The sequence below is a fragment of the Mesobacillus boroniphilus genome, from assembly GCF_018424685.1.
In the GTDB taxonomy this organism is placed as follows: Bacteria; Bacillota; Bacilli; order Bacillales; family Cytobacillaceae; genus Mesobacillus; species Mesobacillus boroniphilus_A.
Map to the genome: position 1 here is coordinate 1,744,966 of NZ_QTKX01000001.1, position 24,947 is coordinate 1,769,912.

The 24,947-nt window shown below is 42.6% G+C and carries 27 protein-coding genes; 4 read left to right on the forward strand and 23 right to left on the reverse strand.

The genetic code is table 11. From position 1 onward, the window contains the following. Window positions 1–475: 475 nt before the first annotated feature. Window positions 476–1,180, reverse strand: coding sequence for a purine-nucleoside phosphorylase (deoD, locus tag DYI25_RS08905; RefSeq protein ID WP_213368032.1), 705 nt, complete (start codon window positions 1,178–1,180; stop codon window positions 476–478). 181 nt (window positions 1,181–1,361) lie between these two features. Here deoD and DYI25_RS22595 point away from each other — a divergent pair, with 181 nt between their 5' ends. Then, window positions 1,362–1,493: a hypothetical protein gene (locus tag DYI25_RS22595; RefSeq protein WP_274609498.1), complete on the forward strand. Its 132-nt coding sequence runs from the start codon at window positions 1,362–1,364 to the stop codon at window positions 1,491–1,493. 51 nt (window positions 1,494–1,544) lie between these two features. Here DYI25_RS22595 and DYI25_RS08910 read toward each other — a convergent pair whose 3' ends face one another. Next, window positions 1,545–2,315: a sporulation protein gene (locus DYI25_RS08910; protein WP_213368033.1), complete on the reverse strand. Its 771-nt coding sequence runs from the start codon at window positions 2,313–2,315 to the stop codon at window positions 1,545–1,547. Window positions 2,316–2,475: 160 nt separating this feature from the next. Then, on the reverse strand, window positions 2,476–2,649 hold the full coding sequence (locus DYI25_RS08915) for a YozD family protein (RefSeq protein WP_144479852.1): 174 nt from the start codon (window positions 2,647–2,649) through the stop codon (window positions 2,476–2,478). Between the two features lie 135 nt (window positions 2,650–2,784). On the opposite strand from DYI25_RS08915, the gene DYI25_RS08920 reads away from it, so the two are divergent. Further along, on the forward strand, window positions 2,785–2,955 hold the full coding sequence (locus DYI25_RS08920) for a hypothetical protein (protein ID WP_213368039.1): 171 nt from the start codon (window positions 2,785–2,787) through the stop codon (window positions 2,953–2,955). Here DYI25_RS08920 and DYI25_RS08925 read toward each other — a convergent pair. The 16 genes from DYI25_RS08925 to DYI25_RS09000 all read right to left on the reverse strand — a co-directional run bounded on the left by DYI25_RS08925 (window position 2,952) and on the right by DYI25_RS09000 (window position 19,808). Then, the gene (locus tag DYI25_RS08925) at window positions 2,952–3,650 is read right to left on the reverse strand and encodes a hypothetical protein (protein ID WP_213368041.1); all 699 of its coding nucleotides are present in this window, start codon (window positions 3,648–3,650) and stop codon (window positions 2,952–2,954) included. The genes DYI25_RS08920 and DYI25_RS08925 overlap by 4 nt on opposite strands. A 195-nt stretch (window positions 3,651–3,845) precedes the next feature. Continuing rightward, window positions 3,846–4,067 carry a YozE family protein gene (locus DYI25_RS08930; protein ID WP_213368043.1) on the reverse strand — a complete coding sequence of 74 codons (222 nt, stop codon included), beginning with the start codon at window positions 4,065–4,067 and terminating at the stop codon, window positions 3,846–3,848. Between the two features lie 118 nt (window positions 4,068–4,185). Then, window positions 4,186–4,377, reverse strand: coding sequence for a hypothetical protein (locus tag DYI25_RS08935; RefSeq protein ID WP_213368045.1), 192 nt, complete (start codon window positions 4,375–4,377; stop codon window positions 4,186–4,188). 130 nt (window positions 4,378–4,507) lie between these two features. Continuing rightward, complete coding sequence (locus DYI25_RS08940) at window positions 4,508–4,789, reverse strand: YokU family protein (protein WP_213368047.1); 282 nt, start codon at window positions 4,787–4,789, stop codon at window positions 4,508–4,510. An 11-nt stretch (window positions 4,790–4,800) separates the two neighbouring features. After that, window positions 4,801–6,234 (reverse strand): lysine 2,3-aminomutase, encoded by a 1,434-nt coding sequence (ablA, locus tag DYI25_RS08945; protein WP_213368049.1) that lies wholly within the window; start codon window positions 6,232–6,234, stop codon window positions 4,801–4,803. Window positions 6,235–6,409: 175 nt separating this feature from the next. Continuing rightward, complete coding sequence (locus DYI25_RS08950; protein WP_213368051.1) at window positions 6,410–7,810, reverse strand: sigma-54 interaction domain-containing protein; 1,401 nt, start codon at window positions 7,808–7,810, stop codon at window positions 6,410–6,412. 46 nt (window positions 7,811–7,856) lie between these two features. After that, a complete protein-coding gene (ablB, locus tag DYI25_RS08955) occupies window positions 7,857–8,723 on the reverse strand; it encodes a putative beta-lysine N-acetyltransferase (protein ID WP_213368054.1) in 867 nt (288 codons plus the stop codon). Between the two features lie 74 nt (window positions 8,724–8,797). Beyond that, window positions 8,798–10,219: an aldehyde dehydrogenase family protein gene (locus DYI25_RS08960; RefSeq protein WP_213368056.1), complete on the reverse strand. Its 1,422-nt coding sequence runs from the start codon at window positions 10,217–10,219 to the stop codon at window positions 8,798–8,800. 12 nt (window positions 10,220–10,231) lie between these two features. Continuing rightward, a complete protein-coding gene (gabT, locus tag DYI25_RS08965; protein ID WP_213368058.1) occupies window positions 10,232–11,560 on the reverse strand; it encodes a 4-aminobutyrate--2-oxoglutarate transaminase in 1,329 nt (442 codons plus the stop codon). A gap of 194 nt (window positions 11,561–11,754) precedes the next feature. Next, a complete protein-coding gene (locus tag DYI25_RS08970) occupies window positions 11,755–13,023 on the reverse strand; it encodes a peptidase (RefSeq protein ID WP_213368060.1) in 1,269 nt (422 codons plus the stop codon). A gap of 13 nt (window positions 13,024–13,036) precedes the next feature. Then, window positions 13,037–13,702 (reverse strand): 3-oxoacid CoA-transferase subunit B, encoded by a 666-nt coding sequence (locus DYI25_RS08975; RefSeq protein WP_213368062.1) that lies wholly within the window; start codon window positions 13,700–13,702, stop codon window positions 13,037–13,039. Continuing rightward, window positions 13,687–14,379, reverse strand: a complete 693-nt coding sequence (locus tag DYI25_RS08980) for a CoA transferase subunit A (RefSeq protein ID WP_213368064.1) — start codon at window positions 14,377–14,379, stop codon at window positions 13,687–13,689. Before DYI25_RS08980 ends, DYI25_RS08975 begins: the two co-directional genes overlap by 16 nt. Beyond that, window positions 14,380–15,741 carry an aspartate aminotransferase family protein gene (locus DYI25_RS08985; RefSeq protein WP_213368066.1) on the reverse strand — a complete coding sequence of 454 codons (1,362 nt, stop codon included), beginning with the start codon at window positions 15,739–15,741 and terminating at the stop codon, window positions 14,380–14,382. A 1,189-nt stretch (window positions 15,742–16,930) separates the two neighbouring features. Continuing rightward, window positions 16,931–17,911 carry a S66 family peptidase gene (locus DYI25_RS08990; protein WP_213368068.1) on the reverse strand — a complete coding sequence of 327 codons (981 nt, stop codon included), beginning with the start codon at window positions 17,909–17,911 and terminating at the stop codon, window positions 16,931–16,933. Between the two features lie 66 nt (window positions 17,912–17,977). Continuing rightward, window positions 17,978–19,444, reverse strand: coding sequence for an NAD(P)/FAD-dependent oxidoreductase (locus DYI25_RS08995; RefSeq protein ID WP_213368071.1), 1,467 nt, complete (start codon window positions 19,442–19,444; stop codon window positions 17,978–17,980). 190 nt (window positions 19,445–19,634) lie between these two features. Beyond that, a complete protein-coding gene (locus DYI25_RS09000; protein ID WP_213369503.1) occupies window positions 19,635–19,808 on the reverse strand; it encodes a YjcZ family sporulation protein in 174 nt (57 codons plus the stop codon). A 266-nt stretch (window positions 19,809–20,074) separates the two neighbouring features. Between DYI25_RS09000 and DYI25_RS09005 the strand changes: the two genes are divergently transcribed. Continuing rightward, complete coding sequence (locus tag DYI25_RS09005; RefSeq protein WP_213368073.1) at window positions 20,075–21,169, forward strand: SGNH/GDSL hydrolase family protein; 1,095 nt, start codon at window positions 20,075–20,077, stop codon at window positions 21,167–21,169. A gap of 63 nt (window positions 21,170–21,232) precedes the next feature. Continuing rightward, window positions 21,233–21,838 carry a DUF502 domain-containing protein gene (locus DYI25_RS09010; protein ID WP_213368075.1) on the forward strand — a complete coding sequence of 202 codons (606 nt, stop codon included), beginning with the start codon at window positions 21,233–21,235 and terminating at the stop codon, window positions 21,836–21,838. Between the two features lie 102 nt (window positions 21,839–21,940). Here the strand turns inward: DYI25_RS09010 and DYI25_RS09015 are convergent, their stop codons facing one another. From DYI25_RS09015 to rsgA, 4 genes are all read right to left on the reverse strand, one after another. Then, window positions 21,941–22,441, reverse strand: a complete 501-nt coding sequence (locus tag DYI25_RS09015; RefSeq protein WP_213368076.1) for a PTS sugar transporter subunit IIA — start codon at window positions 22,439–22,441, stop codon at window positions 21,941–21,943. A 32-nt stretch (window positions 22,442–22,473) separates the two neighbouring features. Further along, window positions 22,474–22,908, reverse strand: a complete 435-nt coding sequence (msrB, locus tag DYI25_RS09020) for a peptide-methionine (R)-S-oxide reductase MsrB (protein WP_213368078.1) — start codon at window positions 22,906–22,908, stop codon at window positions 22,474–22,476. Continuing rightward, a complete protein-coding gene (msrA, locus tag DYI25_RS09025) occupies window positions 22,908–23,447 on the reverse strand; it encodes a peptide-methionine (S)-S-oxide reductase MsrA (RefSeq protein ID WP_213369506.1) in 540 nt (179 codons plus the stop codon). The genes msrB and msrA overlap by 1 nt, the downstream gene beginning before the upstream one ends. Before the next feature lie 142 nt (window positions 23,448–23,589). Beyond that, window positions 23,590–24,639, reverse strand: coding sequence for a ribosome small subunit-dependent GTPase A (gene rsgA, locus DYI25_RS09030; RefSeq protein WP_213369508.1), 1,050 nt, complete (start codon window positions 24,637–24,639; stop codon window positions 23,590–23,592). Window positions 24,640–24,947: the final 308 nt, after the last annotated feature.

The following is a 24,947-nucleotide window of genomic DNA, read 5'->3' on the forward strand; positions in this document are numbered from 1 at the left end:
TAACACCATTCTAACATTTTTCAACAAACTTTCGAATGGCCTTTTTTCCCATTATCCTTGTTCATCATTTTGCCTGATTTAGGAATTTACAAACATCATGTGTGGTTTGAATTAGATCGGGATGTATGAAAATGTTAGCTATGTCTTTTAAACACAGGTTCTTAGACATTTTCGCATCACTCTTACTTCAAGATGTCCATTAAACACAGGTTCATAGACATTTCCGCATTACTCCGACTTCAAATTGTCCATTAATTACAGGTTCTTAGACATTTCAACATCACTCCGATTTCATAATGTCCATTAAACACAGGTTCTTAGACATTTCAACATCATCCGATTTCAAAATGTCCATTAAACACAGGTTCTTAAACATTTCAACATCACTCTGATTTCAAAATGTCCATTAACAAGGCTCTTTGGAAAAATTCTCATAAAAAAACCCTCTCCAATCATGGAAAGGGTTTTCAAATCATTACTCTTTGATTGCCGCTTCAAGAGCTACTTCAATCATCTCATTGAATGTAGTCTGGCGCTCTTCTGCAGTCGTCTCTTCTCCAGTAAGGATATGGTCGCTTACTGTAAGAATTGACAGGGCTTTACGATCGTATTTAGCAGCCAGGGTGTAAAGTGCTGTTGTTTCCATTTCAATAGCAAGAATCTGGTACTGAGCCCACTTTTCCAATTCAGCATTATCATTGTAGAACTGATCTGCAGTGAAAACATTTCCAACTTTAAGGTTCAAACCTTTTTCAAGGCCTGTATTGTACGCTTTGTACAATAGATCAAAGTTTGCTGTCGGAGCAAAATCAACACCACCAAATGTAAGGCGGTTCATTTGAGAGTCAGTCGAAGAGCTCATTGCCAGGATCACGTCACGGACTTTTACATCCTTTTGGATTGCTCCGCATGTTCCTACGCGAATCAGGTTTTGGACATTGTAGCTATTCATCAATTCGTTGATATAAATCGAAATAGACGGAACACCCATGCCTGTCCCTTGTACAGAAACTCTTTTACCTTTATATGTGCCCGTGTAGCCGAACATATTTCTGACTTCATTATATAACTGTGCATTTTCAAGGAATGTTTCAGCAATGTATTTCGCCCTTAATGGATCTCCAGGAAGCAATACCGTTTCTGCGATTTCATTTTCTTTAGCACCAATATGTACACTCATTATAAATCCTCCATCCTATAGGTTGCTACCTCAAAACTATACCACAATATAGTTAAGCAGGAAAATCTTCAGTTTCATGACAATTTTATTAACGGGCAAGCTAAAAATAGCTTTACCAAAGCGGAAAGAAAAAATCCGCAGCACCAGTAATATAAAAAACGAAAAAGAAGGTGATCGAGCAATGGGCAAAAAGCACCGCAACCGAATCAACTCACCTAAGAAAAATAATCATATTCCTCCTGAAGCAATTGTTGCTGAACAGGAAGCACACGGCAAAGAATATTCAACAACCGGGAGAAAGAGAAGGGGATAACAAAAAGACGATGAAGCAGAAATTGCTTCATCGTCTTTTGCGATTCACATCTTAGCAATAACGCTCTAACATGTGCTGGAAACTCTGCTTTAATGATGGAAGGTCAGAAGCATGGATGTTCATTCTTACATATGTTTCATCCATTCCCATCGCTTCCGACAAGAAGCCTCCAAGTCCCCTCGCCTTGCGGTCAACTTGCATTAAAAGCTCGATTTCGTTCTCGCTGTTTGGATAGAAAATTACCTCTAATTCATCCAATCGTCCTCTAAATGGACCTGATGCTGGGACGAATTCAAACTCCTGCACGAACGGCATATTTCTGCGGAGATGTCTTGGTGCTTGCTCGCACTCAGCTTCCCTCAACCGGAAGCCAAGGTCGCTAATCGCATTAAACACCCCATGCATCAACTGATTAGGCACTACCGTCAAATAATCTTTATCGCTAGGATCAACTGCATTTTTGATATCTAGCCCAGTCGAGACCCAAACCTTCGTCCTGCCCATCGATAATGGCATTTCCAATGGAAGCCTGAAAGAGAAAGGAATTTCCTTTGTCTCATTTTCTTTGATTATGAATGACTGCGTCAGCTTAAAACGATCAATTTGGGCTGTGGCTGTATACTTTTTATCATCTGCTTCTTTTATATATGTTGTATGTAAACTCAAATAGATATCATCTATATTCTGTTCGGTGTTTCCCCCGCGAATTTCTACAATTCCACGTACTTCTTCTCCTGGCATCACCCGGTCCTTTTCCAGCTTCGTATCGACTTTAGCTGCTCCTATGCCTACACTGGCAAAAACCTTATTAAAAAATGACATACCCTTTGCCTCCCTGATTTTACATTTTTCTTTCATATAGATGTATACGATTATAAATAGAGAGAGTTTCACTGAAAAGGGTGTTTTTTTAAAAAAGTTCTCATTCAAAATATAAAAAGGCAGATTCATCTGAACCTGCCCATAAGTACGGGTAACTTACCTAGTCTATATCTTCTTCCTCATCGATAATACATTTTTCAATCAGATATTCGAATGTGATATCCGCCATCTCTTCTAGTTCTTCCTCTGTGGGAACGTATCCCCTTTTTACAAGTTCATGAAAGAAAAATTCAGCAATTTCTTCTGTATCGATAATAACCTCAATCTCTTTCACAGATTCGCCCCCCTTTATTCCAAATGTATGTGAAGTGCACATGTTTAATGCCAAGCTAAATCAATTTTCTGAAAATTGTTCTATTGCTTTTGGACAAGCATAGAATGGAATAAATCAAATTAGGAGTGAACTGGTATGGAGAGACTTAGTACTTTTGCGGAAATGTTTGTAGAAGATGTCAACAAAGAAGATAGTATGGTTGTTGGATTTTTTGGGACCATTGTGAATATTTTATTTAAAGCTTTCCTATTGGCAGGAATTCCTTTTATTGCTTATGTGCTGCTTGAATTCGCAGGATTATTTTAAACATGGCTTTTTCCATCATTGTTAACGAGCATTGACAGTTTGCGAAGGATGACTCTCATTACATGGGCGTACTCTTCATCTTTGAACCACTTATATAAAATCCGGTAATCATTATATATATCAAGCAGATTATCGATCGTCATCCTCTTTTGATTGATTTTCCGCAGCTCTTCTTTTTCACCTGCGCGTGGCTGATGAGACTTTTTATCGAGGTTGACGGATGGCTTTACTTCTTTATTGGACGAAAACAGTAGGCCCAGCTTCTGGATAAACGTATCTGCACTGTCCGAATCTGCAACAAGTGTCAGTTCTTCTTCTCCGGCTTCAAGCCATTCTCCATCTTTAATCCTGGACAGTTCATAAATGACATCCTCCCAGGCATCTTCTTTATATCTCCAGATTTCGGTTCGAAAACCGACAACCTTAAATAGGTCTGAACCATAACCTTTTACCTGTACTAAGTCCCCAAAAAAATATTTGTATTCGATGTCGATTTGCTCCTTTTCAAGCAGCTTCCCATCGTACTCAGAGACCATTTGCAAACTTGTTTCCAAATACAAGCCCTCGCTCTTATTTATCTCATATACATGAAGGCCATCAAGCCATTTTATATCTGTCACTTTCCCCACAGTCCCATAAATAGTGATCACGACTGTATCACCGATGTTAAACTTAGGTTTCTTCCGTTTTTCCATTTCCTCCATCCTCTCAACGATGAGTCGTGAATTGTGATTACAACAGTATATGCATTTTTCTGAAAATCGCTACGCCTAGATGGTGGATGTGCCGGATGGATTTGAAGAAATCATAGTTTACGCTGAAGGAACACTGGGTTTTCAACTTCATAATAAAAGTAAAAAAGACGCTTGCAGATAACCGCAAGAGCCTTTTTAGCTTTCTGATATCAAATATTCCTCCCAGGCCTCGTCAAACACAGCCATACTTTCAGGATAATGTCCATTCATTTCTAAATAAGAGCTGATTTCATTATAATCCTCCGAGTTTTTTGGGAACGAGAGGTCATCGTAAGCGGAGTTTGCGAACCTGCTAATCGCATCCTTTGGTTTGGTGGATCGGTATTTCATGAGAAAGTGGTAAAAGCTTTTATACATATATAAACGCCTGCCTATTGTTTAAATTAGTTTGTCCATACTATAACGGATTTGTTCAGTGTACGTCCACTTTAATGCAACAAACAGAGCACCTTCCGATTAGGAAAGTGCTCTGTTTTCATTGCCATCTAGCTGATTTAGCCATCTCTAGCAGTGCCCATATTATATTGAACATTAAGATTGCTACGGTGATTGGCACGGCATGGAGCCAGTTCATTCCGAATTTCTCCTTGATCAGCCTAACATAATATCCGCAAAAGAATAAGACAACCATTGCCGCTACCAGCATGATGGATAAAGCGATATACATCTTCTCTCCCCATTTCCAAGTGAATACTCCCCCCTCTATTATAATGAGAAGGGAGTAACTGGATAAAAAGGGTGTATGAAACTTTTGTGAACAATATGCTGGATTAGGTTATATTTATCACACCAAGATATCAGGATGAAAAATCAAAGTAATTCCGTTTCAGTAGCCTGGGCTGAGCCATCAATTCCTCAAAGGTGACTACTTTGCCGAGTTTTTTCGTATCGATTAAAAACAATTGGTCTTCGATTTCTTTTGTAATTAACTCGGTCTGATAAATCATATTGCAGTCAAGGCAATTAATGGCAGGAGTTTCATTGATTTGAATTGCTTTTGTTCCATCCGGAAGTTCCCAATAGACCTTATCCGCTACAGCTTTGGTATTTTCACTGCTGCACCACTCGCATTTCCCCATCTTTCAACCTCCTATTCCTTTGTGGATGGGACTGCTCCTTGCCCATCAGCTGCTTCAGTTGTCGTTTTTTTCTGTTGTGCCATAAATTTCTTTTCCTTTAATTCATCACGTTTATCTCGCTTATCCTTCAATGAAGCATGATTCGGGTCTTCCTCGTACTTTTCTCTGCGGTCGAGCCTTCCAAGACCTTCTGGAATCAGGTTGAATTCACTGTCGTTCATGATAGCTGCGATTCCAGTGTTCGATTTTTTCTTTTCATAGTCTGGATACACTTGTTTAAAGTAACCCTCCGCTCTGCCTGGAACATAATTTTCAGGCTCAGGATATGAAGTGATTACACCTTCAAAATTGCGGAGAACCACTTTTTCAGGGCTCTGGGAAATCAGGTAATTGGGCTGCAAGGAGATTTTTCCGCCTCCACCTGGAGCGTCGACCACAAAAGTCGGTACAGCATAGCCGGATGTATGCCCTCTTAAGCCTTCAATGATTTCGAGCCCCTTCGTGACTGGTGCGCGGAAGTGGCCAATGCCTTCAGACAGGTCACACTGGTAAATATAATAAGGTCGGACACGGATTTTCACGAGGTCATGCATGAGCTTTTTCATAATCGGGACGCTGTCATTGATTCCTGCAAGTATGACGGATTGATTACCGACAGGGACACCGGCATCAGCAAGCATCTCACAAGCACGCTTTGAATCTTCTGTGATTTCAATGGATGTATTGAAGTGTGTATTCAGCCAGATTGGATGGTATTTTTTGAGGATTGAACATAGATTCTCTGTTATTCGCTGCGGGAATACGACAGGTGCCCGGGTTCCAATCCTGATGATTTCAACATGGTCGATTTCTCGAAGGTTTTTTAGAATATATTCAAGGATATTATCATTGATCAAAAGTCCATCTCCGCCTGAAATCAGTACGTCACGTACTTCTGGGGTTTCCCTGATATAGTTGATAGCAGCATCAAGCTGTTTCTTAGCAACACCCATGCCGATTTGCCCGGAAAATCGGCGGCGTGTGCAATATCGGCAATACATAGAGCATTGATTTGTGACCAGGAATAATACTCTGTCAGGATAGCGATGAGTCAACCCTGGTACAGGAGAATCCTCATCTTCATGCAATGGATCTTCAAGATCGTATTTCGTTTTGTGTATTTCCTTGGAGATTGGCACAGATTGCATCCTTACGGGACACCGAGGATCATCCGGATTCATCAATGAAGCATAGTATGGTGTTATGTTCAATGGAATTGTTTTTGTTGAGATCCTTACTCCCTCTTCTTCGTCCGGAGTAAGATTTATGACCTTTTTTAAATCATCGAGAGTTCTGATTGTATTGGTAAGCTGCCAGAGCCAGTCATTCCATTGCTCTTCCGTTACATCCTTCCACAGTTCAATATCCTTCCAATGTCTTGAAGGTTTATATAAAGTCTGTTTCATCCCAATTCCCCCTAGTTATTTTTATAACTATTTATCATGCAAGTTCCGTGCCAAAAGCGACTGATTATTCTGAATTTAGGAATCATGCCTTCCTGCAAGGGTTTGAGAAAGATGCTGGGGAAATAACATTCAAAAAAAAAAATAACCTGCTGAATTTTCGGCAGATTATAAAAGGTTATATATTCAATTTTTTCATTTTATATTGAAGCGTCTGTCTCGGAATATCCAAGAGGACTGCTGCTTGTTGGATATTGCCGCCTGAAGCATCCAGCGCATCATTGATTAATTGGATTTCTAGCTCTTTAAGATGCTCCCTCAAAACAAAAGATGTACGTATTTGTTGATCAGAAACAGCATCCGGCTGAATGTTCTTCAGCATCATTGGCAAGTCTTGGCCTGTCAGCATACTGCCTTCACATACATTCATCATGTATTCAATTGTATGCTTCAGCTCCCTGACATTTCCTGGCCATTGATGTTTAAGAAAAATTGATTTTACATGTTCATCCAGTCCTGAAACGTGCTTCCGCAACTGTTTGTTATATTGGCTGATGAAGACATCCGACAAATAAAGGATGTCCTCTTTCCTTTGTCTTAAAGGCATCAATTCGAATGTCAATACATTCAGACGATAAAATAAATCCGTCCGCAGCTGGTTCGCTTCCATTGCCAGACCAGGGTATACATTCATCGCGGAGATTACCCTGACGTTGACAGAGGTAACATTCGTACTGCCGATTCTTCTGACAGCACCATCCTCAAGGACACGAAGAAGCTTAGCCTGGAGATCGAACGGCATCGAATTCAGCTCATCAAGGAAAAGCGTTCCACCGTTAGCCAGCTCGAACAATCCAGGCCTGTCCACTGCTCCAGTATAGCTTCCCTTTGAGGTGCCAAACAGGATGCTTTCTAGCAGGTTTTCCGGAATAGCCGCACAGTTTTGGGCGATAAAAGGTCCGGCTGCTCGACTGGAGGCTTTATGGATCGATTGGACAAAAAGTTCCTTTCCTGTCCCGCTTTCTCCATACACAAGAATCGGAGAATCAGATTTTGCCAGTTTCTCAGCCTTCTTTTTAATCATCTTAAAATGCTTATTATTTGTAAGCAAGTCACTGAACGTATATCCCGATTGCTGTTTAATGGTTTTCGTCCCACGATGGTTTAGACTCTTTTGGATTTCGACCAGACGTTCAGAAAGTTGCTTGATCTGAGAATAATCCTTTGCAATTTCAACTGCACCAATTAATTCTCCCTGTACAAAGATTGGGAGGGTTGAATTCACAGTGTCAATCTTCCGTCCATGCAAATTAACAAAGGATTGGGTTTCATTATAGATTGGTTTCTTCGTTTCAATTACTTTCAATAAAGTGCTGGATTGGTCGTTCAGTGAAGGGAATACACTAAGGAGCGGCTTTCCAATCACTTCGCTGATTTCTAGTCCATCGTGCTTGGCAGCTACTTCATTATAGAAAATGGTAATCCCGTCGGTATTCACGACATGGATTGCCTCGTCGATGCACTTCAATATTGCGCTTAAGATTTCTTCCGTCACATTGGATACTGAGTTCAATCTCATCACACTCCCATATTGAGTATATGACAGAGTGCCGAAAAACTGTCTATCACTGCCCAAAATTTGGCGATTTTGCCAAATCTTTTACCCAAACATTCATGTTTTCAATTTTATCATAGATATACACATTGTTCACCAACCTGCCTCGGTAAGCATAACCAAGTTGATACAGGGCTGCGTTCATCCCAAATGATAAAGCCCTGGCTATGGAGTAAGAACAATATATGCCATTTTCAATTAGCTCATCCTCAAGGCGGGCCAGGAGCACCTTCATCAGTCCGTGCTTTCTATGCTCTTTTAATGTTGCGCAATCAGTCATCTCTGCATTTTTATAAAAAGAGTCCACCTCTGCTGATGCTGCGCTTACAACCTGACCATCATGGACAAATCCGTAATATAAGGTTCCTTCTTTCATTGTTTTGACGATATACTCAGGGTCATTCAAAGGTGTGGGATAAATTTGGAAGACCGCTTTGTATAAATCAGATAAGCCTTTAGCATCTGCTTCGTCCATTTTTTTCAAAACATAATCATTTGGAGGGGTGATGTTCTGTGCCGGTTCTGCCAGATGGTAAACACTTTTGATGATTCCGTCCTCTTGTAGCCAGTGCGGCGAAGTCCTCCTTTCGTCACTGTAAAACTTCGAAAAGAACATACAATCTGAACCCAGGAAGAATCCATCAATACTTGCCTCAAAACCGAAACCTCTTTCAAGCAGCTGAGTAAAATGTTCTCTTCTTCCTTTGATAATCAATTTGTCAGCCTTTTCTTTTTCTACTAGCTCTTCAGCTACACCCAAAATATTTGATAAGCTGCCTAAATAGTCTTCAACTCTGACCCGCTTATTCTGTTTATCTATATAAACAGTCAGGTTATAATTCTTGTCAGATAAGATCATCGTTTTCCCTAAATGCATCTTCATCTCCCCCAATTACCTATATTGAAAATTCCAATCGTATGAAAAGCCTGGCTTTAGGCCAGGCTGACGGTTCAATCTAGTTTGATTGATACAAGCTTCAGTTCGGTCATTTCTTCTAAAGCGTATTTAATCCCTTCTCTGCCGGTCCCGCTCATTTTTACTCCGCCATATGGCATATGGTCTACCCGGAAGGTCGGAATTTCATTGATCATCACTCCGCCTACATGGAGGGCTTTGGCAGCTTTGAAAGCTTTTTGAAGATCATTCGTATAGACACCTGCCTGCAACCCGAACTGTGAGTCATTGACCTGAGCAATTGCGTCATCAAATTCCCTGAAGGTGTTGATATGGACAACCGGTGCAAATACTTCCTCACAGGAAATTTTATCAGTGGGCTGCGCATTAAGAAGCACAGTTGGTTTCAAGATTTGTTTTTCACTTTCTCCGCCATATACAAGTTCCGCTCCATTTTCCACCGCGTCCTTAATCCAGGCCTTTGCCCTTGTCACATCATTCTCGCTGATCATTGCGGCAACATCGGTTTGTTCATCAAGAGGGTCTCCCACCTTCAGGCTGCCAGCTTCTTCAATGAACATAGAAACGAATTCATCAGCGATCGTTTCGTGGACGAAAATCCTTTGTATAGAGATGCAAACCTGCCCCTGATTTGAAAAGGCTCCAGTAACGATTCTTGGCATTATCCTTTTAAGATCAGTTCCTTTATCGACAATCAACGCGGAGTTGGACCCGAGTTCAAGAGTTACTCTTTTAAGGCCTGCATTTTCGCGGATATACTTCCCGACCACAGGGCTGCCGGTAAAGGTGACCATTTTTACCCGGTCATCTGTAATCAGCACATCACCGACACTTTTACCGCTGCCAGTCACTACATTTAGAGCTCCAGCAGGCAGTCCTGCCTTATGGAAATAGGAAGCAATTTTATAGGCCGATAATGGGGTCTGACTGGCTGGCTTAAGGACTACCGTATTACCAGCTGCAATTGCCGGTCCGACCTTGTGGGCTACAAGGTTCATCGGAAAATTGAAAGGAGTTATCGCAGCAATAACACCTAGCGGCTCCCTCACAGTATAGGCAACTCTACCCTCGCCTCCAGGTGCAGCATCCATTGGGATCGTTTCGCCATATAGCCTTCTTGCCTCTTCTGATGCAAAAGTATAGGTCATGATCGTGCGGTCGACTTCACCAAGAGCCGCCTTCAATGGTTTGGATGATTCCTCCGCAATCAGCCTGGCACACTCAACCCTGTCTTCCTGGATTAATTCAGCCACTCTCCGAAGGATATCAGAACGCTTGTGAGCTTCCATCTCTGACATCTCCGTTATAGTTCCAGCAGCTGAATCGATTGCTTTTATTACATCTTCCTTGCTTGCCTCTGCTACATCGGCAATTTTTTCTCCATTAAAAGGATTTGAAAGCTGACGGTATTTTTCCGTTTTCACATTCTCTCCGTTAATCCATAAATTCTGTTTCATAGGTTCCCCCTCCTACCGCTGGCAGCATTCCGTAATGACTGATTCAAGCACATCGAACCCTTCCTCAATTTGATCATCTGTTATGACAAGTGGAGCTAAAAGCCTGATTACATTTCCATAAAGACCTGCGCTCATTAAAATCAATCCCTGTTGATGTGCTTTTGCAAGTATTTCCCGAACGATCTGTCCGTTTGGTTGATCATTCTCACCGAAAAATTCGATTGCACACATCGCTCCTAATGAACGGATATCACCAATCTCAGGGAAACGGTCTGTCAGCTTGCCGAACCTTTCTTGAAATTTCTCTCCGAAGAAATTTGCCCTTTCAAGAAGTCTTTCCTCTTCTATCATTTTAACGACTTTTAGTGCTGCTACACAACCGAGAGGACTTCCGCCAAAGGTTCCGCCAATTTCCCCAATTCCTGCAGAGTCCATAATTTCAGCCCTTCCAGTGACCGCACTGATTGGCAGCCCTGCAGCAATCGATTTTGACATGGTCATTAAATCAGGGACAACACCGTAATGCTCCATCCCAAACAACTTTCCTGTCCGGCCAAAACCGGTTTGGATTTCATCTGCAATAAAAAGAATTCCATACTGCTCACAGATTCTCTTCACGCCTTGAACAAAGGATTTGGATGGAATATTAAAACCGCCCTCACCCTGGATCGGTTCCATTATGACCGCTGCAATTTCCGTCCCTGGAACCTCGCTGAGGAAAAAAGTCTCAAATTTTTTCAGCATATATGCATCCAATTCATCAGGTGCCATGCCTTTTTCCTGGGAATACACCGGATATGGCCATTTATATGTTTCGGGAGCGAATGGCCCGAACTGGAATTTGTATGGTTTCACCTTGCTAGTCAGTGACATTGCCATATAGGTCCTTCCATGAAAGCCACGTTCAAACGAAATGATTCCTTTCCGACCTGAATATTTCCTGGCTATTTTTATTGCGTTTTCTACCGCTTCAGCTCCGCTGCTCAGAAAGAAGGTTTTTTTATGATGATCACCTGGAGTGATTCTATTGAGCAATTCCGACAGTTCTACGTAAGGTTCGTACATCATCACATGGAAACAAGGGTGAAGATAGCGGTCAATCTGCTCATGAAGTGCACTTACAACTTCTGGTGGACAGTGGCCAACATTCAGAGTGCCGATTGCACCCGCAAAATCAATGAATGTATTTCCATCGACATCCGTCAATAATGCACCTTCACCTTTTTCCGCAAACGACTTGATCGTGTTGAACGGTCCAACAGGGATATTTCTTTCTTTTCTTTCCAACAATTTCAGGGCTTTAGGACCAGGTATGGACGTCCTTATCTTGATATCTCCCATTTGTAGACTCCCCCCATCTTGAATCCCGGCTGTTATCGCGTTGGATATTCCTTTTCGGACAATGTTCAGGTCCGTATTCTCATTAGCCCACGTGGCTCTATTCGACGAGACTTCTAAAATAGAAATGGATTAATACTCGCTGGAAACCAGAAGCCGTTTTTTTCGTTAAAGCAACAATGTCTGCGATTAGAGCCTTATTCACTGATTTCACACCACTTTAACAGTGCCAGCGCTATGATTTCAGCCGCTTCAAAAACATCTTCAAGCTTGATATATTCATTTGCCTGATGTGCCGTTTCCGTAACCCCTGGTCCAAAAACCACTACAGGCACTCCGCCGACCTTGGAAAGGATTCCGCCGTCAGTAGCCCATGGGGACGCTTCGATTAATGGTGACTGTTCCTTAACGCCCCTAAAGCTTTCGGAAAGAACATGAATCAGTTCATGCTCAGGGTCCAGGTCGCCTGGCAGCCAGCTTGCACCAAACCATTCAAGTTCAGGCATGTTTTCTTTTAACCAAGGATCTTCGTTGCAGACATCGACAATGGCTTCATACATTTCAACCTTTGCCTCTTCTTGTGTTTCATTTGGTGCAACCCCCATCCTGCCCTCAATAATCGCTAAATCCGGTACAGATGATGGCCAGTCTCCAGAATGGATTTTTCCGATATTGATAGGAATTGGAATGGGTATGCTTTCAAAAAACGGGTCTGTGATTCTTCCATTTCTCTGAGTCTCCAAGCTTCTCAATCTATCAATCACCAGCATCGCTTTTTCAATCGCATTGACACCTTCATACCTTGTACCGCCATGCGCCCCTTTTCCTTTCACAGAAATCCTGAACCACATCGACCCCTGCTGTTTTGGAAACAGCTTCATATTAGTCGGTTCAGGGATGATTGCAGCATCTGCTTTATACCCACGCAAGACTGTGGCAAGTGTTCCCGCGCCACCGCTTTCTTCTTCAATCACACTTTGAAAAATCACATCGCCCTTTAATTTAATCTCTGAATTTCTTATTGCCTCTATCGCCATAAGCAATGAAGTTGTACCACCCTTCATATCTGTCGAACCTCGGCCAAACAGCTTGCCGCATTCGATATGTCCGCTGAATGGGTCCCTATCCCAATCTTTTGGATCGCCTGCAGGGACAACATCGATATGTCCATTTAGGATCATCGACTTGCCTCCACCAGTCCCCCTCATGATTCCTACAGCATTTGGATTTCCATTGAAGTCTTTCCGATCAGAACAAAAGGACGGATGAACAGTCAGACCGTTATCCCCGATTTCCCAAATATCCATTTCTAGTCCCAGCTCGCGGCATTTTTCTATGATGACCGCCTGCGCTCCACTTTCATTCCCTCTTGTACTTGGTTCCTGGACCAATTTTTGCAAAAGCCGTGTCCCTCTTATTCTGCTTTCTTTAATGTAATTCCTCACCTTTTGCTCAGCAGATTGCATGATATCAGCCCCTTTAATATTCAATAATCCGGAGATCCTCGACGATTGAAAAATCGCATGCGGTCTTAGCGGTAACTTCAGGAATTGTATGTGGTGCAAAAAGTTCAGAGAGAATTATAGAACCTTCAATTATTTTAAATACTGCGAGGTCGGTGATAATAATGTCGACACAGTTTTCGGCGGTCAAAGGCAATGTGCATGATTCGACTATTTTGGGTACACCATTTTTGTCTGTATGATTCATCAATACTGCTACTTTTCCTGCCTTTTGTGCTAGCTCCATCGCTCCGCCCATGCCCGGAACCTTCTTTCCGGGGACGATCCAATTTGCAAGGTCTCCATTTTGGCTAACCTGCAAGGATCCTAGAATAGTAAGGTCAACCCTCCCTCTCCGAATCATTCCGAACGCCACAGAACTATCACAATAAGAGGAACCCTCCATGACTGTTACCGGGAAACCACCTGCGTTACACAGGTTTTCATCCTCAAAACCCTTTTCGGGCGACCTTCCCATTCCAACAATTCCATTTTCAGCATGGAACATCACCATCGTTTTTTTTGCAAGGTGGTTTGGTACTAGAGAGGGAATCCCTATGCCTAGATTGACAACCATGCCCGGAGAGATTTCTTCGGCGGCTCGTCTGGCCATTCTATTTCTGACATCTATTCCCATGCCCATTTCCAATTCACCCCTCCAGAAGGAATTACCATATCCACGAATACACCTGGCGTCACGATTTCTTCAGGATCCAGGCTTCCAAGAGGAACTATTTCCTCAGCTTCCGCTATCGTGAAATTTCCAGCCATCGCCACGAGCGGATTTGTATTCCTGGCACTTTTATCGAAGACAAGGTTTCCATAAGGGTCTGCCTTTTTGGCATAAACAATCGAAACCTCTGCAGTCAATGCTGTTTCAATCAAATAATCTTTGCCGTTCAAGGTCATTCTTTTTTTGCCTTTTGCAACGAAGTCATGATCAACGCCTACATCTGTCAATATTGCGCCAAGACCCATTCCACCTGCCCTGATCCGTTCCGTCAGAGTTCCCTGTGGCGAGAACTCAACCTCCAGTTCACCCTTTGTCATCAGTTCACCGGCTACTGGATTTGACCCAATATGGGAGGCGATCACTTTCTTCGCCTTGCCTCGGCTGACAATTTTCCCAATGCCGATTTCAGGGAAACCTGTATCATTTCCTATCAGCACAAGATCTTTTATTTCTTTTTCAAGAATGCCATCAATCAGGTCGGGAGGTGAACCGACTCCACCAAATCCGCCAAACATCAAAGTCATCCCATCATAAAAATGCTCCATTGCCTGCTCAAGCGTCGCAATTTTCCCAAATGGATTTTCCATCTACTTTTCAACTCCATTTTCATAAGGAAATCCCAGTATTCTATACACTTCAATGAATGTTGCTTTCAGTAAGGTGATTAACTCGTCAATCTCACGTTTTGTGATGGTCAGCGGCGGTGCGATTATCACTGCATCTCCTGACACACCATCCAGGCCAGCGCCTGCAGGATACAACAATATCCCATGATCCCTGCCCGATTTTACAACTAACTCTGTTAACTTCATGCTTCGTTCGAACGGGATTTTTGCGCCTGGCAGCTTGACAAATTCAAGACCAAGCAGCAAGCCTTTGCCCCTGACATCTCCTATAAAATCAAACTGATTTTTTAACTTAACAAGTTTATTTTTCAGGTAAACTGACTTTGATTCCACATCACTTAAAACTTTATTGTTCTCAAGGTATTCCAATACCGCCAGCGCAGTGGCGCATGATTGTGGATTTGCGCTAAGTGTATGGCCGCTCATTATCGATTTAGAGCCATTCAGAATTGGCTCCATGACGTGATCACTGACGACCGTCGCTGCGATTGGGGCATATCCTGCGCCCATTCCCTTACCGAGTGCGACAATATCGGGAATGACGTTCCAGTGTTCCGATGCCAGCATCGGCCCTGTTCTGCCAAAGCCTGTCATCACTTCATCCGCAATGAATAATATATTGTTTTCGTCACAAATCTTTTTAATTGTTTCATAGTAACCTTTCGGGGGAGAGATTGCCCCTCCAGCAGCGCCAATCACCGGTTCTGCAATAAACCCGGCAATATGGTCGGAACCAATCCGTTTTATCGCTCCTTCAAGCTCCATCGCACATAAATAACCGCATTCAGGTGCTGAGCTTTGATATGGACAGCGATAGCAATATGGAGGTGAAATCGACGGAAATTCCTCAAGCAATGGGACAAATCTTGCTCTTCTTCCTGGATGTCCTGACATTGAAAGAGCACCAAGAGTGATCCCATGATAGCTAATCCATCTAGATAAAATTTTTGTTTTAGACTTAATTCCTTTCTCCTGCCAGTACTGGATCGCTATTTTCAGCGCCGTTTCTGTTGCCTCTGAACCACTATTTACAAAGAAACTCCAATTTAGATCCCCCGGCAAAGCTTCAGCAAGTTTTTCTGCCAGCTTTTCAGCTGCCTCACTGGTGAATTGAGAGCGGTAGACAAAAGACACCCGTTTGGACTGTTCATGCATTGCCAATATAATTTCCGGAACTCCGTGTCCAATATTTGCCGTAACAGCCCCGGATGCAGCATCAAGGTATTTCTTCCCATCTTTATCAAAAAGAAAGATACCTTTTCCATAGTCAATCTCTGGATAGCTCTCATCCAGGGCAGGTTTGATCAAGTAGGACGGCTTCATAACTTCACTCCATTCACCGCAATTAAATTAAATGGACATTCTGTAAATTGTATGAAGTGAAAAGGGGAATCTTTCTTGAAGATGTAAAAAATAAGTGGTATTAGCCTGGGATTTTTACTAAGGGGAGGACGGAAATATTTCCGAAAATGAGGACTAGTTACTTTGGACAAATTCTGCTCTTCCGTTGGCTATTCTATCCGAACCCGGGGTTTCTTCGGACAAAACCTTCTCTTCCACCAGCTGTTTTGTCTGAACCTGGATTAAATTAAGACAGGTTTGGGTGCATCTGGCTAAAGCTGTCAAGAAAGTGGTGGTATTATGACAGGTTCAGGCGCATCGAGCCAAAAGTTGTCAAGAAAGTGGAGCAATTAAGACAGGTTCAGGGGCATCTGGCCAAAAGTTGTCAAGAATACAGAGGATTTATGACAGGTTCAGGGGCATCGGGCCAAAACTGTCAAGAAAGTGGAGCAATTAAGACAGGTTCAGGGGCATCGGGCCAAAAGTTGTCAAGAATACAGAGGATTTATGACAGGTTCAGGGGCATCGGGCCAAAAGCTGTCAAGAAAGTGGAGCAATTAAGACAGGTTCAGGGGCATCGGGCCAAAAGTTGTCAAGAATACAGAGGATTTATGACAGGTTCAGGGGCATCGGGCCAAAAGCTGTCTAGAAAGTGGAGCCATTATGACAGGTTCAGGGGCATCGAGCCAAAAGTTGTCAAGAAAGTGGTGGTATTATGACAGGTTCGGGGGCATCGGGCCAAAAGCTGTCAAGAAAGTGGCGGTATTATGACAGGTTCGGGTACATCGAGCCAAAAGCTGTCAAGAATACAGTGGATTTATGACAGGCTCGGGTGCATCAGGCCAAAAGCTGTCAAGAAAGTGGTGGTATTATGACAGCTTCGGGTACATCGAGCCAAAAGCTGTCAAGAATACAGTGGATTTATGACAGGTTCGGTTGCATCAGACCAAAAGCTGTCAAGAAAGTGGTGGTATTATGACAGGTTCGGGGGCATCGAGCCAAAAGTTGTCAAAAAAGAACTTGGGACTACTTCTAGACGATACCTGCCCTTTCAACAGCCTCTTATCTGAACCTGCATCCAGCCCTCCCCTCCTTATATTCCTGATAGTTTATCAGCAATTTCCAGGCAGAAAAAGACACCTGTAAAAGGTGTCCTGAAAAGTGTAAAATCCTATTCATTTTGTTCAATAAATATTTCGGTTTCGCTATCCACGGCTTTTACTGTAGCAACTGCCCCGATCGGCAGTGTTGCAAAAGGCTGGACATGCCCAAAATTGACATTTGCGATAATTGGTATATTCCGCAGCTCTTCCTTACTGGAAATGATCTTTCTTAATGCCTCTTCGGTAATATTGGAGTTCTTTTGGAAACGCCCAATCAAAAGTGCTTTTATTGAAGCAGCATCCGGAAGATGAAGCAGCGATTGCAGGTCCCTGTCGAAGCTCCTGGAATGGCTTTCTTCATCATCTTCAATGAATAGGATACTTTCTTTCAAGGAAGGCATGAAATCTGTACCCTGCAGAAGGTTCATCGTACAGAGATTCCCGCCGATCAATCTTCCCTCAGCTTCTCCTTCTTGGAGGATTAGGTATCCACTCTGTTCATGAAATGTCCGATTTTCCTGGTCGAGATACCATGCATCGTCAGACCAGGTTTTAGATGGAACTATCTCATATGGGGAATCATTGGTGACTGCCTCCAAAAACGATTCCAAAGTATATTCAAGTCCATGCTTGACGCCAAAGCTAGAGAAATGGGGTCCTGAATAGGTAACGAGACCAGTTTTTTGATAGATTGCCAACTGCAACGCTGTAATGTCACTGTATCCGCAAAAAACCTTCGGATTAGCAGCAATCAGATCGAAATCAATATATTTTAGCAGTTGATTAGAATTATAGCCGCCAATTGCCGTTAGGATCCCTTTAACATTTGGATCTGCAAAAGCGTCATGCAAGTCCTCGATCCTTTCAGCAATGGTAGAGCTGAAAAACTCGTCATGCGCATCTGCGTTCTTCCCGAATGTCACATTGAATCCCAATTTAGTCAATCTTTCAACAGCCAAATCGACCTGGGCTTCCTTCAAAATGATCATGCTGGTGGCTGGCGCGATTACTCTTATTTCATCCCCTGGCACTAATTTAGGTGCAAACATTATCTCCCCGCCTCTTCTATATATATAATTTTATTCTATCAGAGAAAAGGAAGGGTGTAAGCATGTTTAGACAAGTGCAGGCTCTGTTTTCCGGCCATCCTTGGTTTTTTCGATTATGTCGGTCGCAATCCAAACTCCGCATGCGCTCGCCTGTGCCAGTCCCCTCGTGATCCCGGCTCCGTCCCCTCCAACATACAGGCCGCGAATTTCCGTTTCAAACCTGTCATTCAACTTGGGCCTTGCGGAATAGAATTTCGCCTCCACTCCGTAAAACAAAGTATGGTCTGAAGCAAGTCCTGGAGTAACTTGGTTCAGCGCTTCCGTCATTTCGATCAAACTTTTCAGCGTGTTATATGGAAGGACTAGTCCTAAATCTCCTGGAACAGCTTCCTTCATAGTCGGTTCTAAAAATCCTTCTTTAATTCTTTTTTCCGTTGATCGTCGCCCTTTTAAAATATCACCGTATTTCTGCACAATCAGTCCTCCATTTGAAAGACTATTTGCTAACCTGGAAATTTCATGAGCATATTCATTGGGCTTGTCGAATGGCTCAGAAAATGTATGTGATACAAGCAAAGCAAAGTTAGTATTTTTGCTTCCTAGATTAGGATCTTTGTAGGCATGTCCATTTGCAAGCATGATACCAGAATGGTTCTCGACGACAACATGTCCAGATGGATTGCTGCAGAATGTTCTCACACTAGTTCCTACGGACGTATTGAAAATAAATTTACCTTCGTATAAATGTTCATTTATTTCCTCCATGACGACATTGGACGTTTCAACACGAACACCAATATCGACCTGGTTATTGATCATCTTAAGCCTTCTCTTTTTCAAAAGCTGTGTCAGCCATTTGGAGCCATCCCTTCCTGGGGCGACGACAACTTTATCTGCGAAAATCTTTTCACCGCTTTTCAGCTCAACACCCATAACCCTATGGCCATCAGGAGTTCTTTCGGTAATCAAGTCTTCAATTTCTGTCTTGAAGGCCATATCCACCTTATCTTTTAAATACTCAAAAATATTTTTCAGAATCTCGAGATTCTGTTCGGTACCAAGGTGGCGTACCTGAGCTCTCAGCAGCTTCAAACCTGCAGCATATCCCCTGCGCTCGATTTCTCTGACCTTATCTGTCATAGGATCGGTTATGCTTTCAGTTGCACCATGCTTGAGGTTGATTTCATCTACATATTTTATTAGTTCGACAACTTTTGAATCTGGAAGGTAATCCGTCATCCATCCGCCGAATTCACTTGTAATATTGAACTTTCCATCAGAATATGCCCCGGCACCGCCAAACCCATTCGTGATCGAACATGCCGGCAGGCAACCCGCAAAATCCTTCTTCCCGGCTGGCGGCGGGCATTTCTCAATCTTCTTCTGCAAAATCGGGCAGTTCCTCCGATAAATATCGTGACCTTTATCAACTAGCAATACCTTCGCGCCAGGCATCTTCAACGATAATTCATAGCAAGTAAAAATACCTGCCGGACCTGCTCCAACGACAATCACATCATAGTTTGTATTCATTCAGCATCCCCCGCCAATCAGTTTTTTGCTTAACCATTGGTAAATATAACAAATGACAGCAAAGGAGTCAACTAAAATCACGAACTATATTTCATAAATCATTAAATAATGTTCGTGTTTAAATTAAAAAATAAGGGATTGCCTGCTGTCAGACAACCCCTCAAGCTATTTTTATCTCAGTTCATTGTTTTTACCAGTTATAGCTGCAGCACGCACCAATGATGATTAACAAGATGAACAATACAACGATCAATGCAAAACCGCCGTATCCATAACCAGCACCTGCCACTCCTGCATAAGGATAACCTCCGCCACAGAAAGTGCCATAAGCTGGTCCTGTTGCAGCTGGTGCAGTTACAGGCATTGGGGCATTATCATATCCGTACATTAAAAACCACTCCTCGTTTGTTTTTGAATTGCTTTCCCTTTACGGTATGATATGGGTACTTGACCCGTTTGTGCATTAGCCTATTTTTTTAAATTTAACGTTTTGCTCTGTAAGATGGAGATGGATATCCTTTAAAACCCTTATAAAGTCACACTCAAGTAAGAAAATTTTATTTTCAATGGTCCAGTTATAGCGGTTAAAATAATGATAAAGACCTTTTTTCCGGAGGGATACCAACAAGAATGAAATCCAACCCTAAAAAAATATTCAGTGTAGTTTTCCTTACCGCCGCAGTTATTTCCTTTTTAGCGATACAGTCAGACCATTCTTTTTCCGAAGATTTAACAGTATATGAAAAAATCAAAGCAGGTTCATCTTTTAATTATTTAATAATCGGAGACAGCATTGGACGAGGTGCTGGCGCAGAGAATAAAGATTTGCGCTGGTACAGCCAGCTAGAGGTGCTTCTTGAGGATTTCAGCGGGGCCCGGGCACGCAGGAATATGATCGTCCAAAGCGGAGCAACCTCCTTCGAAGGAATTTACAAACTGCAAAAGTCTCCAAAATTCCGGGACATTGAACTCATCTTCATTGTTTTTGGAGAAAATGACCGTAAGTACATGGCACCCGAGCAGTTTACTTATTTTTATGAAAACTTAATTCGTAATGCAAAGGAGCGTTATCCTGGCTCAGAAATCATCACCATCATTGAAAGTCCCTTAAAACAAGAACAATTTGCGGAAACGATTAATAGAGTTTCCGCCCATTACGGAGCAAAGCCACTGGACATGCGCATTCCTTTCAAGCAATCAGGGATGCTGACAGAGCAGCTTACGACTGATACAGTACATCCTAACGGTAAAGGATATCAGTTGTACGCTTCTGCCATTCTTGACCTGATCAAGAATAATATCAGAATAGATGCCGAGATTGCCAGTCTGCCTAAACCCTTAACCAGGGATCAAACCTTATACCTGTCTGAAAGAAAGCATGTATCTGACAGCAATGGATTCACCATCGAAAATGGTATAAATATTAGCAAGAGACCTGGAGATTATCTAGAGTACGAGTTCGACGGCTCCATTCTTGGGGTAAAGGCAATTCGAAGTCAGGACGGGGGAAAGCTCAAGGTTTATATTGACGGGGAATATGTCAGGACAATTTCCACCTGGTGGCCTTTTACTCGTGAAAGGTATCTATATATCGCAAGCGGCCTGGATAATGGGGGACACACTGTTCGTTTTGAAACCGCAGAAAATGCTTATCCAAACACCCCCACTGAAAAGACAGTCATCCAGATTCAATCGATTATCCTCGCCAATGTTAAGAAAAAATAATCATAGAAAAATCCAGTTAAAAAGTGTATGATACTTCCATATGTTTTGAATAAGGAGTTTACAATGAAAAGTGTCCTAAAGAATTTCATCAATGGGATCCTGACAATAGTCCCGATCATTCTTGTTATCTATGTCACCTATAAAACCTTCATGTTTTTAGACAGCCTTCTTGGAAATGTTTTGAAACCATATTTGCAAGAACGGTACATTCCTGGTATCGGCCTTCTGACAACGCTTATCCTGATCACCATTCTCGGGTGGTTGTCCACTCGCTTCATCACCGGAAGTATCATCAAGCTAATTGATAAACTACTGGAAAAAACCCCATTTGTAAAAACGGTTTATTCTGTTATAAAAGATACGGTCCATTCCTTCCTTGGTGAGAAAAAGTCGTTTTCCAAGGTAGCTTTGGTTACGATTCCCGGAACCAATATGAAGAGTCTTGGCTTCATTACTACAGAAAACCTGAAGGCATTCCATGAGCCATTATCAGAGCATGTTGCTATCTACGTGCCCCAAACGTTCCAGGTAGCAGGTTTCACCTTCCTGATCCCCAAAACCGACGTGGAAATCATTGATGTCAAGCCCGAAGATGCAATGAAATTCATCCTCTCTGGCGGAATGACTTCTTCTAATGGCCAAAAGTCTGTTAACGAAAACAGCCGCTGATTCAGCGGCTGTTTTTCTTCAGGCTTTTTGAGGGTTCCATTCCACTTCTACCTGATAGGTTCATAGTTCTATTCGATTATGCACGAACACGGGTTTACACAACTATTCAAAGGTCACTTCCAGGATTGGTGTCGTACCATTTTCAACATTTCCTTCTGTTAAAACTTTTAAAGAGGCAGCCTGGTCTGAGTTGGTGATAATGACTGGTGTTACAGCACTCTTTGCCTTTTCGCTTATAATTCCGATATCAAAGGTCACCAGCTTCTCCCCTGCCTTCACTGTATCCCCTTGCTTCACATGCGTTTCGAAGCCTTCTCCCTTGAGGGAAACAGTCTCCAACCCAATATGGATCAATATCTCTGCTCCGTTTTTTGCCCTGATTCCTACAGCGTGCTTAGTCGGGAAAACCTGCATGATTTCACCATCGATCGGCGATACAACAACCCCTTCTGTTGGCTCAATCGCCAATCCGTCCCCCATCATTTTTTCAGAAAAAACAGGATCCGGAACTGCACTTAAATTGACTGCATTACCCGTAATTGGTGCTACCAGCTGGATTGTTTTAAGCGGCTCTTCTTTTTTTCCGAATAGCTTTTTAAACATACGTATCATCCCTTCCATTCTTAGAGGTTTGATTAATCCTGGAACAGCTTGAGGTATTCTCCATACCCTTCCTCTTCCATTTTTTCTTTCGGAACAAACCTCAGAGCTGCCGAATTAATGCAGTATCGGAGCCCATTCTCTCCGGGACCATCATCAAACACATGGCCCAAATGAGAATCTGCTGTTTTACTGCGCACTTCAGTCCTGACCATAAAATGGCTCAGGTCCTGTTTTTCGATTACTTCTTCCTCCATGATCGGCTTTGTGAAGCTTGGCCAGCCGCAACCCGCATCATATTTGTCCCGTGAACTAAATAATGCCTCGCCTGAGACGACATCGACATATATTCCTTCTCTCAGATCATTCCAATATTCATTCCTGAATGGAGGTTCTGTCCCATTATTTTGCGTAACCTCATACTGCATGGGGGTCAATCTTTTCTTTAACTCCTCTGGATTTTTCTTCATTATTTCTTTTCCCCCCAATGATTCTTTATAAAAGCTGATCGTCCTGAACCGATATGATAAGCATTGTATCTCTCAGGGTTTTTCTTATAATATCCCTGATGATAGGTCTCCGCAGGATAAAATGTTTTTGCCGGCAGAATTTCTGTCACGATAGGCTTTGAGAATACACCGCTTTCCTCAAGCTTATTTTTCGATTCTTCCGCTAACTGTCTTTGTTTTTCATTATGATAAAAAATCGCGGTTTTGTAAGACTGTCCCCTGTCGTAAAACTGACCTCCTGGATCGGTCGGATCTATTTGCTGCCAGTATAACTCCAACAGCTTTTCATAAGGAAAAATATCTGAATTGAATGTGATTTGTACTGCTTCATAATGACCGGTTGTCTCGCTGCAAACCTGTTCATATGTAGGATTCTCAGTTGTGCCTCCAGTATAGCCGGAAACAACGCTGACAATCCCCGGCTGCTCATCAAACGGCTTGACCATACACCAGAAACAGCCTCCGGCAAATGTCGCAAGCTCTTGATTACCTTTTTCCATATTGACACCTTCTTTCAAGCTTTGGATGAAATAATGAAACACTCTACTCAAATACTTATTCCCTATTGTATAACTTTTCAAGCAAAAAACACATTCAGAACCCTTATACAGAAACAGCCCCTTCCAATGAAGGGGCTGTTTCTTATTTCCGTTTGTGCTTTACACTATGGCGGACTTCCTTACTGATGTTTTTCCAGTGCCTTTTTTCTTCAGCTTGAGCCTTTTTATCTAGCTTCCTGTCAATATAGGCCAGTTCTTTTTGCAGCTTTTTATAGCTGAAAAGCCTGTTTTCATCGAGACGGCCTTCGCTGATGGCTGACCAAACTGCACAGCCCGGTTCGTTTTTATGCGTACAATCTCGAAATTTGCATGTATCAGCAAATTGCTCAATATCCGCGAAGCTTTCGTTGATTCCTTCTTCACTTGACCAAAGCTGGATTTCCCTCATTCCCGGTGTGTCAATTAGTATCGCTCCACCAGGAAGCAGAACCATTTCCCGGTGGGTCGTAGTATGCTTGCCCTTATCATCGCTTTCCCTAATTTCCTGGACCAGCTGCTTTTCAAATCCTGTGAAGTAATTGACAAGGCTTGACTTGCCGACTCCTGAAGAACCTATTAAGGCGACTGTTTTACCGGGAGCAAGAAATGGTTTTATTTCCTGGATTCCCGTCCCCTCGAGAACGCTTACTGCAATTACAGGTACCCCGATAGCCACTGTTGAGACTTGATCCATCTTGTCCTTTAAATCTGTCACTAAGTCAGCTTTGCTCAAAATGATGACAGGGTTTGAACCACTTTCCCAGGCAAGCAGCAGGTATCGCTCAATCCTTCTCAGATTCAAATCATCATTAAGTGAATTTACGATGAACACTGTATCAACATTCGCTGCGACAATTTGTTCCTCGGTAACCTGCCCTGCAGCCTTTCTGGAAAACTTGCTTTTACGCGGCAAGATTCCCTTGATTATCCCTCGCTTTTCCCCTGGAGAAGTTTGCACGGCAACCCAGTCACCAACTGCCGGCAGGTCTTCACGGCTGATTGCATCAAATGTCAATTTGCCAGCTAGAGTGCAGAGGTATTCTCCATCTTCCAGCCAAACCCGGTAACTATGCTTATGCTCTAACGCAACTCTGCCCAACTTGAATCCATCAGGATAATTTTCATTAAAATGGCTGTTCAATTCAGCCGTCATTCCGATATTTTCAAAATTCTTCAAATCGATTTTCCTCCATCACGCTTTTAGTAATATAAAAAACCACAGGCACGCACAGCCCGTGGTTCATAAGCATGGAGAAAAAAGACTAATAGTCGATTGTTCCGCTTAGGTTAGGGGGCCGTGCAACAAGTAACGGTCATCATCAATACATTTAACATTCTGCTCATTGCACTCCACCTACCTCTCATTAAGTTACTTATAGTATATGGAAAAACATTCCTCATGTAAAGCATAAATTATAACTTTTCAAAAACAACTGACTCTGATTCGCACCTATTGCGCCC